The organism is Lelliottia sp. F153 (assembly GCF_002870005.1).
Lineage (GTDB): Bacteria > Pseudomonadota > Gammaproteobacteria > Enterobacterales > Enterobacteriaceae > Enterobacter > Enterobacter nimipressuralis.
In genome coordinates, this window is sequence record NZ_PKFT01000004.1 from 215,008 (window position 1) to 226,573 (window position 11,566).

Sequence of the window (11,566 nt, forward strand, 5' to 3'; positions counted from 1 at the left end):
TAATTATCCTGTGCAATTTAAATAAGCGCGGGTTGTTTAGGCAATCAGAATGCAGTTAATAAAATAGAAATATAACTGGCATCAATCCTAAAAAACGCTTATTCATCCATTGGCTATTGACAGAATAATCGAGGCTGATTCACACGCTTTCAGGCACGCTACCGCCCTTGGCTTTCAGTTACCAATCCACTGACGAAACAATGTATTATGGATAGACACCCTCTAAAATTAGGTCTTGCAGGATAAATATATCCGGCATTTTCAATGCCTGAGCGGTAATGAATGTTCGCTCTTAAGACCGTTACATAAATAGCAGCAAGAAGATTTAACATTTGATGCCTGGAGAATTGTTGCAGCTAACCTAATAGCAGGCAAGGAGACAACTGTCCTATTATTGGTTTTTAAGAATAATATTAAGCGCAAAGTTTTATGGTTTTAGGAATTTCTTTATATTGACAAAATTCAGACATAAAACATTTCATGCGATATTTCCTAATTATCCACATAACCGGATAATTTCACTTTCTTATAGAAATAACAGGGTTATTCGCCGTGACTATTTCCCGCGCTTTCATTAAGAGAAATCTCAAGCAGTCATTGCAATTTTTGCCAGCTTTATCCATGATCGAAGTGTGACAAATGTCATATCTTCAGAGGTACTGCTATTACTATGGAATGGATTGCCGATCCATCAATCTGGGCCGGGCTGGTGACGCTGGTCGTCATCGAATTAGTGCTTGGCATCGATAACCTGGTCTTTATTGCCATCCTCGCCGAAAAATTGCCCCCGGCGCAGCGCGACCGCGCACGCGTTACCGGTTTGCTGTTGGCGATGGTGATGCGTTTGCTGTTACTGGCGTCGATCTCCTGGCTGGTCACCCTGACCACTCCCCTCTTCTCGTTCCACGGCCTGAGCTTTAGCGCCCGTGACGTGATCATGCTGTTTGGCGGCCTGTTCCTGCTGTTCAAAGCCACCGTTGAGCTGAACGAACGGCTCGAAGGGAAAGACAGCGAGAACCCCACCCAGCGTCGAGGGGCGAAGTTCTGGCCCGTGGTCGCGCAAATCGTGGTGCTGGACGCGGTCTTCTCGCTGGATTCCGTGATTACCGCCGTGGGGATGGTTGATCATCTGCCTGTCATGATGGCGGCGGTGATTATTGCCATCACGCTAATGGTGATGGCGAGCAAGGCCCTGACGCGCTTTGTGAACAGCCATCCGACGATTGTGATTTTGTGTCTGAGCTTCCTGCTGATGATCGGCTTTAGCCTGGTCGCAGACGGCTTTGGCTTCCATATTCCAAAAGGCTATCTGTACGCGGCGATCGGTTTCTCGGTGATTATTGAATCCCTGAACCAGCTGGCGATTTTCAACCGCCGCCGTTTTCTCTCTGCCAATCAGACCTTGCGTCAGCGCACGGCGGAGACCGTTCTGCGTCTGCTTAGCGGTAAGAAAGAGGACGCCGAGCTGGATGCAGAGTCAGCGTCACTGCTTGCCGATCACGACGACAGCCAGATCTTTAACCCACAGGAGCGGCGGATGATTGAGCGCGTGCTCAATCTTAACCAGCGCTCGGTCAGCAGCATCATGACGTCGCGCCACGATATCGAACATATCGACCTGAATTCGCCGGAAGCGCAGATCCGCGCCCTGCTGGATAAAAACCAGCACACTCGCGTGGTGGTGACCGGGGGTGATGATGAGGAAGGTCTGCTTGGGGTGGTGCACGTCATTGACCTGCTCCAGCAGTCCCTGCGCGGTGAGCCACTGGATTTACGTGCGCTGATCCGCCAGCCGCTGGTGTTTCCGGAAACCCTGCCGCTGCTTTCGGCGCTGGAACAGTTCCGCAACGCGCGCACCCACTTTGCCTTTGTGGTCGATGAGTTTGGCTCCGTTGAAGGACTGGTGACGCTGAGCGACGTGATGGAAACCATCGCCGGTAATTTGCCTAACGAAGTGGATGAGATTGACGCCCGCCACGACATCCAGAAAAATGCCGATGGGTCCTGGACTGCCAACGGTCATATGCCGCTGGAAGATCTGGTGCAGTACGTTCCATTGCCGCTGGATGAGAAGCGCGAATACCACACGATCGCCGGTCTGCTAATGGAATACTTACAGCGTATTCCGCAGCCGGGTGAAGAGGTTCAGGTCGGGGACTATGTGCTGAAGACGCTGCAGGTGGAGAGTCATCGCGTGCAGAAAGTGCAGCTGATCCCCCTGCGCGGAGAGGATGATTTGGATTTTGAGGTTTGATCTCCAATCATCCCCCTCTCCCGTTCAAGGAGAGGGGGATGATTGGATCAGAGCTTATCTAAAAGCTTCTTCACATCTTTGCTGTTCTGCGAATCTTTATTCTTATCCGCCCACTCATTCAGACGGCGTTTTGCTTCATCCTGCAGATGTTTACGCAAGATCTGGTCAACCTGAAGACTGTAATTCAGCTCCTGCCATCTGCCGTAAACGTTGAGCGGGATAGCCGTCTCTTTCAGGACATCAATCAGCGGGCCTTCGCCTTCCCAGCCGGACATCACGCGGACGTTAAAGCGCGTATCCGTCGTCTCTTTCACCAAGTCCATCGTGCCTTTGCCCGTGACCGCCAGCATCGAGGATTGCCCCTGCATGTCATCGAGTGTGAGCTGCCCGTTGTCCAGCGTCAGATCGGTGGTAAAGGTGTCGAGTTTCGTCGCGCTGTCGAAGTTCTCTTTGGCTTTGATATTGCTGCTGCGCTCGACGGCCTGCTGCACCAGCTGTTGGAAGTTCAGCCCTTCCATGCGGCTGTTGGCGAGGTCAACGTGTGCCTGCCCCTGCCAGCTGTGACGGAAGGCGTCAGCGTCAATCTTATCGCCAGAGAAATCTCCCGCCATGGTCAGATTACCGGTCAGCGCGATAGGGTAATCGAAGGCTTTGAGGATAGTGCCAATCTCGATGTTCTCAAGACGCGGCTGGAACTCGGCCTTCGCCATATCCTTACGCACGTCCAGCATGCCAGGCAGAGAGATATGCCCCGCCCCCATCTGACCGCTTAGCTCGGAAATGACCAGTAAACCGTTGTGGTTCAACATTTGGCTACTGACGTTCGTGAAGTCGATGCCCCGCCAGCGCACCGCGTTGGCTTTAAGCAGAATATCCGCCGTAAAGCTGCGCAGCCCGTTGTAGTCTGGCGCGTCGACGTTTGACGCAATAACCGGTCGCATCTGTTTCGGCAGCCCGGGTGCCTGAGCGTCGTCACCCTCTTTCGCCGGGACCGGCTGCGGAGGCAACAGATTTTCCAGGTTGAGCTTGTCGAACTGAAGATCAAAGACCCATTTCGGCTCTTCGCCCAGCAGCACGCTGGCACGACCTTTTAATGAACTGTCATTCGCCTGCAGGTTGAGATTATTCAGCTCGAGCTGTTTTTGCTCTTCGCGCCACATCGCCTGCAGCGTGCCCTGGCCGGTGATCCCTTGTGTCGGGAGATCGGCGCCAGAGAGTTGCCAGTTCAGCTGTTGAATATCGGCGGTAAGTTGATGCGGGTAGTCCGACGCGTTGACGCGGGCATTTAGCGACAGAGTCAGGTCACGCTGATTGCGATTAATGCGACCTGAAAAATCAACCGTCGCCAGATGATGCGGGTCCTGTTCCATCGTCAGATTAATATTGCGCACGGTGACCTGGTCGTCATCCTCATGCTGGAAGACCAGCACGCTGTCCGCGACTTTCAGACTGGCGATATCAAATGACCAGCCCGCATCTTCGGGGACGTCGGGGAGTGAATTTGCGCGAGGGGCAACAGGCTCACCCGGTTTACGGACGGCTTCTGTTTGCGGCGTCAGCTGAATGACGGCACCTTTCAGCATCACCTGGCGCACCTGCAGCTGGTGCGAAAGCAGCGGCATTAAGGCGACGTCCAGACGCATATTGTCAGCAGAGACCACCGGCAAAGCGGCGCCCGGTGCAGTCAGTGACATGCGGCCAGACAGAATGCTGAGCTGCGGCCAGACATGCCAGCGAAGAGGCCCATCCAGCTTCAGTTCATACCCGCTTCGTGCTTCGACCTGGCGGACCATGTAGGCGCGGAAATCATTGGGGTTAACCAGCAGAACCAACGCTGAAAGGCCAGCAACCAGCACCACCAGCAAAATCATCAGCGTTGTAAGAACTCTTCTCATGGCATCCTCGATGAAGCCTAAATCAGTCTTTATCAATACGACTGGCAACCGCACCCTGCTGGTCGCGGTACTTCGCGTCCTGACGGCGGTTGTAAGGGCGCTCGGCCGGGCCGGTCAGCGGCTCGAAGCTCAGCGCACCAATCATCATGCCAGGGCGCAACGCCAGCGGTAATTTACCGGCATTAAAGAACTCAAGCACGATACGGCCAGACCAGCCGGGATCGATACGGTGCGCGGTGACGTGCACCATCAGCCCCAGACGCGCCAGAGACGAGCGGCCATCGAGCCAACCGACCAGATCGGCAGGCAGCGTGACGGATTCATAGGTCACCGCCAGCGCCAGTTCGCCCGGGTGCAGATAGAAAGCGTCGCCTTCCGCCAGCACAATTTCATCGCTCATGACGCGATCGAGCGCGGCGCTGACTTCGTCTTTCGGTCCGCTCAAATCAATAAAAGGTGCGGTGTGGCCGCTGAAAGTACGGAATTTATTGCCCAAACGCACATCAACGGTGACACCGTTAATGCGTTCTACTGGCGGACGCGGGGTGATAGACAGACGCCCTTCATCCAGCCAGGCTTCTATATCTCGGTCACAAAGACGCATGACACTTTCTCCTTTCGTGCATCAAACCCTGAAACCGCACTGGCTTCAGGGCAAACCCGGTTATCTCTGAACGGTACACAATTCGGGCGTATTATTCAAAAAACTGGCTAATTTTCGCTTTCAGGATATCGATAGCAATGCGGTTTTTACCCCCGCGCGGCACGATGATATCAGCGTACTGTTTGGACGGTTCAATAAACTGCAGGAACATCGGACGTACGGTTTTCTGATACTGCGCCATCACGGAGTCCATCGAACGACCACGCTCGTTCACGTCGCGCTTGATACGACGCATCAGACAGATGTCCAGCGGCGTGTCGACGAAAATCGAGAAGTTCATCGCTTCACGCAAGCGCGCATCGGTCAGCAGCAGGATGCCTTCCAGAATGATGACCTTTTTCGGTTCAATGTGAATCGTTTCTTGCGTACGCGTGTGGTCGACATAGCTATAGACCGGCAGATCGATAGGCGTGCCGCTTTTGATCATTTGCAAATGCTGGAACAGCAGGCTGTGATCCATGGCATTAGGATGGTCGTAATTCGTTTTTACGCGTTCTTCCATCGACAGATGGGATTGATCTTTATAGTAGCTGTCTTCGGGAATGACGCCGATGTGCTCATCACCAACTTGTTCGCGCAGTTCGCGATAAAGCGTACTGGCAATAAGACTTTTACCTGAAGCTGATGCGCCGGCGATGCCTATGATGACGCACTGATGAGACTTATCAGTCATAAATTTAGCGACCTGATTAACCTGGATGTAAAGGAAGGACGACGCCTGAGCGTCAAACGCGGCAATTATAGGGATTTCGCGTGCCTGATACTAGTGGAAAGGGCAGGTAATGCGAGAGTCATTCCAAATCCCTCTTTTCGCCCTGACCGAAATTTTAACGGTCATTTTTAACGCGTTAAACCTGAAATTTCTGCTGACTAAGTATTTAATAACTCTATGATGACAAATTATGAGCAGTCGGCATATGAATTGTAAATTGTTTGTACTAGCATAATCCAAATTAAAATTCTCATTCGTGCGGACCTTGTTCCTGGCAGCATGGCGTCTCTGGATAAAGCGGTAATGAATAAACAATACCAGCATGTTTTGGTGACTACCCCACATCCTTTACTACGGCTTGTCAGTCTTGGTCTGGTGACCTTCATCTTCACCCTTTTCTCGCTCGAGCTGACGCGTTTCGGTACTTTACTGGCACCGTTATGGTTCCCGACATCGATCATGATGGTCGCCTTCTACCGCCACGCCGGAAAGATGTGGCCGGGAATCGCCCTCGCCTGTTCGTTTGGTAACATTCTTGCCTCGTGGATGCTGTTTTCCTGGGAAACCCTCAGTTTCTGGTACACGGCCATCAACGTGATCGAAGCGTGCGTCGGCGCGCTGCTGCTGCGTAAATTATTGCCCTGGTATAACCCGCTCAAAAATCTTAGCGACTGGATTCGTCTGGCGATAGGCAGCGCCGTGGTGCCGCCGCTGTTGGGCGGTGTTCTGGCCTGGCTGCTGGTCCCCAGCGCCGAGCCGCTGCGTAACTTTTTTGTGTGGGTGCTTTCAGAATCTATCGGCGCGCTGGCGTTGGTCCCACTCGGTCTGCTGTTTAAACCGCACTATTTACTGCGCCACCGTAACCCGAAACTGCTGCTGGAAACCCTGCTCACCATGGCGGTCACGCTGGTGCTGTGCTGGGTGTCGATCACTTTCCTGCCCTGGCCGTTTACCTGCGTAATTGTGTTACTGATGTGGAGCGCGGTGCGTCTGCCGCGCATGGAGGCGTTCCTCGTCTTTCTGGTGACGGTGATGATGGTGTCGCTGATGATTGCGACCAAACCGGCGCTGCTCACGCCCCAGAGTACCGACGTGATGCTCAACGCCCCGTGGCTGCCTTTCCTGATGATGCTCCTGCCGGCGAACGTGATGACCATGGTGATGTACGCCTTTCGCGCCGAGCGCAAGCACATCACCGAGAGTGAAGAACGCTTTCGTAATGCGATGGAGTATTCCGCCATCGGGATGGCGCTGGTGGGCATTGAAGGGCAGTGGCTGCAGGCAAACAAGGCGCTGTGCCAGTTCCTTGGCTACTCGCAGCCTGAGCTGCAGGCCCTGACTTTCCAGCAGTTGACCTGGCCGGAAGATTTAAATTCCGACCTGAAAAGCCTGGAAGATTTGGTACGTGGCGACATCAACAGCTATTCGATGGAAAAGCGCTACTACACCCGCAACGGCGAGGTGGTCTGGGCGCTGCTGACCGTCTCCGTGGTGCGTCATACGGACGGCTCCCCGCTCTATTTCATCGCGCAAATCGAAGACATCAACGACCTCAAGCACACGGAGTGGGTCAACAAGCGCCTGATGGAGCGTATTACGCTCGCGAACGAAGCGGGCGGCATCGGTATCTGGGAGTGGGATTTACAGCCGGATGTGATCAGCTGGGACAAACGTATGTTCGAGATGTACGAGATCCCGTCGCATATCAAACCGACCTGGCAGCTGTGGCACGAGAGCATGCTTCCGGAGGATCGCGAGCATGCCGAACAGGTGATCCGCGATGCCCTGATGGCGCGCGTGCCGTTTAAGCTCGAATTCCGCATACGCGTTAAAGAGGGGGTGCGACATATCCGCTCGCTGGCGAATCGGGTGCTCAACAAGCAGGGCGAAGTCGAACGCCTGCTCGGCATCAATATGGACATGACCGAAGTTAAAGAACTTAACGAAGCCCTGTTCCAGGAAAAAGAGCGCTTGCATATCACCCTCGATTCTATCGGCGAGGCGGTGCTGTGTACCGATATCGATATGCACGTCACCTTTATGAACCCAGTCGCGGAGAAAATGAGCGGCTGGACGCAGCAGGAAGCGATGGGACAGCCCATCCTCAACGTGCTGCACATTACCTTCGGCGAAAACGGCCCGCCGATGGAAAATATTCACAGCGGCGATATGTCACGTTCTGATATTAATCAGGATGTGGTCCTGCACAGCCGCAATAGCGGCAGCTTCGATATTCACTACAGCATCACGCCGCTGAGCACCCTCGACGGGCAGAATATCGGCTCGGTGCTGGTCATTCAGGACGTCACCGAGTCGCGCAAAATGCTGCGTCAGCTAAGCTACAGCGCCTCTCACGACGCCCTCACCCACCTGGCGAACCGCGTCAGCTTTGAAAGCCATCTCAAGCGTCTGCTGCAAACCGTGCATGACACCCATCAGCGCCACGCTCTGGTCTTTATCGATCTCGACCGCTTCAAAGCGGTGAACGACACCGCAGGCCACGCGGCGGGTGACGCCCTGCTGCGCGAACTGTCGTCTCTGATGCTGAGTATGTTGCGCTCAAGCGACGTGCTGGCGCGACTGGGCGGCGATGAATTTGGCCTGCTGCTGCCGGACTGTAACGTCGAGAGCGCACGCTATATCGCGGGCCGAATTATTCATGCCATCAACGATTACCACTTCATGTGGGAAGGTCGCCTGCACCGCATCGGCGCCAGCGCCGGGATCACGCTGATTGACGACACCAACAGCCTGGCCGCAGAAGTCATGTCCCAGGCCGATATCGCCTGTTACGCCTCGAAAAACAACGGTCGCGGCGTAGTGACGGTATACGAACCGCAGCAGGAGAGAATTCACAGCGCGCGCAGCATGATGTCGCTGGATGAGCAATGGCACATGATCAAAGACAACCATCTGCTGATGATTGGCCGCAGCGTCGCGTCGCCGCGCATTCCGGAGAGCAGCAACTTCTGGCTGGTCTCCCTGCGGCTGTGGACCAGTCAGGGCGAAGTGCTCGAAGAACACGCGTTCCGCTCGGGGCTGGCAGAGCCGGATCTGCTGCATGCCCTCGACCGCCGTATTTTCCAGGAATTTTTCCGCGCCTTTGCCGTTCAGGTAGCCAATAAAGGGATGGGTGTGGCGCTGCCGCTCTCACCGGAAGGGATGTCCAGCTCAACGCTGGTAAATGAACTGCTCGATTTGCTGGAGAAAAGCCCACTACCGGGGCGTCTGCTGCATCTTGTGATCCCGGTCGAAACCCTGCAAAACCAGGATGCGACGATTCAGGACGGGCTGCAAAAACTGCGTCAGGCCGGTTGCCGCATTATTCTGAGCCAGGTCGGGCGCGATATGGACATATTTAACCACCTCAGCGCCCACATGGCGGATTACCTGCTGCTGGACCCGGAGCTGGTGACTAACGTCCACGGCAATCTGATGGACGAAATGATGGTGACCATTATCCAGGGCCACGCCCAGCGACTGGGGATGAAAACCATTGCCGGGCCGAGCAATCAGCCGCTGATGATGGATACCCTGTCCGGCATTGGCATCGACTTCATCTATGGCGATTCCATTGCCGAACCGCAGCCGCTGGAACTACTGCTGAACACCAGTTATTTCGCTATCAACTGAGGGTGCCCAGTTTTCCGTATACCAGATATGGAGCAGCGCATAAGACCGCCACGGCTGCCAGCGCAGCGCATACTTGCGGATCTGCGCCGGCGTCATGCCGGCGAAGCGCTGTTTGATCAGATAATCATCCGGCAAGAACACATCTTTCGCCTGCCAGCCCCGCAGGGCTAAGTAGTTAGCCGTCCAGCGCCCGATCCCGGGCCGCGCCTGAAGCGCCTTCATTCCGCTCTCAATATCTTCCGGCGGCTGGAGCGGAAAAGTGCCGTCAACGACCGACTGCGCAAGGTCAATCAGCGACTCCGCGCGTTTCACCGGCATCCCCAGCGCCTTGAGCGCCAGCGGATCGGCAGCAGCCAGTGCCGCCGGGGTCGGAAAGCAGGTGTAATCCGGGAATCCCTTCAGCGGTTCGCCGCAGAGCGCGACCACGCGCGCCGCGAGTTTCGCCGCCATCGACACACTCACCAGCTGCCCGAGAATCGCCCGCACACCTTGTTCGTACGCATCCATCGCCCCCGGCAGGCGTAATCCTGGACGTGCTGCGCCCAGCTCACCCAGCGTGGCAGCGATGTGCTGCGGATTGCAGGAGAGATCGAACAGGCGTTCGATACGCGCCAGGCAGTTCTGCGCGACCGGCACCAGCCCTTCGCTGAGCGTGACCTGCAGGGTGCAATCCGCCAGCGATGGCGTGACCCGAAACAGCCCCTGATGGCCGTCGCAGGTGAAACTGCGCTCGTAATAGGTATCGGTCACGGTCTCCACGCCCGCGACCGCACGCGCGCCAAGAAAGCCAAACATCCATTGCCAGTCGTAGGGGGGTTGCCAGTTCAGGGTGTACATCATCGCTCCTTTTGTTGTCTTCACAGCATAACCCGACCTTACGCGGCGTGCCTTGCTTTCATATTCCTGTTGTCGTGAGCGAGACATTTCGCTAAAGTCTCGCCCCTTCTCAACGGCATGGGGATTACGTCAGTGTTTATTGGTTTTGACTACGGTACGGCAAACTGCTCTGTGGCGGTGATGGATGACAACACGCCACGTCTGCTGAAAATGGAAAAAGAGAGCTCGCTGCTGCCGTCGATGCTGTGCGCGCCGACGCGCGAAGCCGTGAGCGAATGGCTGTATCGCCACCATCAGGTTCCGGCGACTGCCACAGAGACGCAGGCATTGCTGCGTCGTGCCGTGAATTTCAACCGCGACGAAGATATCGACGTCACGCCGTCCAGCGTACAGTTTGGCTTGTCCTCTCTGGCGCAGTACATTGAAGATCCGGAAGAAGTTTACTTCGTTAAATCCCCCAAATCCTTCCTCGGTGCCAGCGGGCTTAAGCCGCAGCAGGTAGCCCTGTTTGAAGATCTGGTGTGCGCGATGATGCTGCACATTCGCAACCAGGCGCAGACGCAGGTGTCAGACGCGATCACCCAGGCCGTCATTGGCCGCCCGATTAACTTCCAGGGGCTGGGCGGCGATGAAGCCAACCAGCAGGCGCAGGGTATTCTTGAGCGCGCGGCCCATCGCGCCGGTTTCCGCGACGTTGTGTTCCAGTATGAGCCGGTCGCTGCGGGTCTGGATTTTGAAGCGACGCTGCGCGAAGAGAAACGTGTGCTGGTGGTGGATATCGGTGGGGGGACTACCGACTGCTCCCTGCTGCTGATGGGGCCTCAATGGCAACAGCGCCGCGACCGGGAAAACAGCCTGTTAGGGCACAGCGGTTGCCGCGTAGGCGGTAACGATCTGGATATCGCCCTGGCATTTAAAAGCCTGATGCCGCTGCTCGGCATGGGCGGGCAAACGGAAAAAGGGACCGCCCTGCCGATTCTGCCATGGTGGAATGCCGTCGCGATTAACGACGTTCCGGCGCAGAGCGATTTCTACAGCACCGCTAACGGACGCTTCCTGAACGACCTGGTGCGTGACGCCCAGGATGGCGACAAAGTGGCCCTGCTGCATAAAGTCTGGCGTCAACGTCTGAGCTACCGTGTGGTGCGCAGTGCGGAAGAGAGCAAAATTGCCCTCTCCGATGCGACCGAGCACGCCGTCACGCTGCCGTTTATCAGCGACGAACTGGCGACCGCCATTTCTCAGCATGGGCTTGAGACGGCGCTGTCGCAGCCGCTGCAGCGCATTCTGGAGCAGGTCCAGCTGGCACTGGAAAACGGTAACGAGAAGCCGGATGTGATCTACCTGACGGGCGGTAGCGCACGTTCACCGCTGATCAAGAAAGCGCTGGCAGAACAGTTGCCGGGCATTCCGATTGCCGGTGGCGATGATTTTGGCTCCGTCACCGCCGGGCTGGCACGCTGGGCGAAGGTGATGTTCAGCTGATATTTGTCGGGATCTGTGTGGCCTGATGCTCTCCCCCCGCGCTCTCCCGGTGCCCGGTGAGAGCGAGAAATCCTCAAAACGGCAGC

The 11,566-nt window shown here is 55.8% G+C and carries 7 protein-coding genes; 3 read left to right on the forward strand and 4 right to left on the reverse strand.

Features of this window, described 5'->3' with window-relative positions:
- Positions 1-670 precede the first annotated feature (670 nt).
- Entirely contained in the window at positions 671-2,254 is a 1,584-nt protein-coding gene (locus tag F153LOC_RS13080; protein WP_102104097.1) for a TerC family protein, read from the forward strand.
- Positions 2,255-2,301: 47 nt separating this feature from the next.
- On the opposite strand, the gene asmA is transcribed toward F153LOC_RS13080, so the two are convergent.
- The 3 genes from asmA to udk form a co-directional block, all read right to left on the reverse strand.
- Positions 2,302-4,149 (reverse strand): outer membrane assembly protein AsmA, encoded by a 1,848-nt coding sequence (gene asmA, locus F153LOC_RS13085; RefSeq protein ID WP_102104098.1) that lies wholly within the window; start codon positions 4,147-4,149, stop codon positions 2,302-2,304.
- A 22-nt stretch (positions 4,150-4,171) separates the two neighbouring features.
- On the reverse strand, positions 4,172-4,753 hold the full coding sequence (gene dcd, locus F153LOC_RS13090; RefSeq protein WP_100779602.1) for a dCTP deaminase: 582 nt from the start codon (positions 4,751-4,753) through the stop codon (positions 4,172-4,174).
- Between the two features lie 91 nt (positions 4,754-4,844).
- Complete coding sequence (gene udk / locus F153LOC_RS13095) at positions 4,845-5,486, reverse strand: uridine kinase (RefSeq protein ID WP_100779601.1); 642 nt, start codon at positions 5,484-5,486, stop codon at positions 4,845-4,847.
- 342 nt (positions 5,487-5,828) lie between these two features.
- On the opposite strand from udk, the gene F153LOC_RS13100 reads away from it, so the two are divergent.
- On the forward strand, positions 5,829-9,158 hold the full coding sequence (locus tag F153LOC_RS13100; RefSeq protein ID WP_102104146.1) for a diguanylate cyclase: 3,330 nt from the start codon (positions 5,829-5,831) through the stop codon (positions 9,156-9,158).
- Here F153LOC_RS13100 and alkA read toward each other — a convergent pair.
- A complete protein-coding gene (gene alkA, locus F153LOC_RS13105; RefSeq protein ID WP_102104099.1) occupies positions 9,123-9,995 on the reverse strand; it encodes a DNA-3-methyladenine glycosylase 2 in 873 nt (290 codons plus the stop codon). The two genes, F153LOC_RS13100 and alkA, sit on opposite strands and share 36 nt — an antisense overlap.
- Positions 9,996-10,127: 132 nt before the next feature.
- On the opposite strand from alkA, the gene yegD reads away from it, so the two are divergent.
- Complete coding sequence (gene yegD / locus F153LOC_RS13115) at positions 10,128-11,480, forward strand: molecular chaperone (protein WP_102104100.1); 1,353 nt, start codon at positions 10,128-10,130, stop codon at positions 11,478-11,480.
- Positions 11,481-11,566 lie beyond the last annotated feature (86 nt).

What these genes read in the sequence shown, in the direction of transcription:
- F153LOC_RS13080 (WP_102104097.1), top strand. Translation starts at nt 671, where the DNA reads ATGGAATGGATTGCCGATCCATCAATCTGGGCCGGGCTGGTGACGCTG.
- asmA (WP_102104098.1), bottom strand. Translation starts at nt 4,149, where the DNA reads ATGAGAAGAGTTCTTACAACGCTGATGATTTTGCTGGTGGTGCTGGTT.
- dcd (WP_100779602.1), bottom strand. Translation starts at nt 4,753, where the DNA reads ATGCGTCTTTGTGACCGAGATATAGAAGCCTGGCTGGATGAAGGGCGT.
- udk (WP_100779601.1), bottom strand. Translation starts at nt 5,486, where the DNA reads ATGACTGATAAGTCTCATCAGTGCGTCATCATAGGCATCGCCGGCGCA.
- F153LOC_RS13100 (WP_102104146.1), top strand. Translation starts at nt 5,829, where the DNA reads ATGAATAAACAATACCAGCATGTTTTGGTGACTACCCCACATCCTTTA.
- alkA (WP_102104099.1), bottom strand. Translation starts at nt 9,995, where the DNA reads ATGTACACCCTGAACTGGCAACCCCCCTACGACTGGCAATGGATGTTT.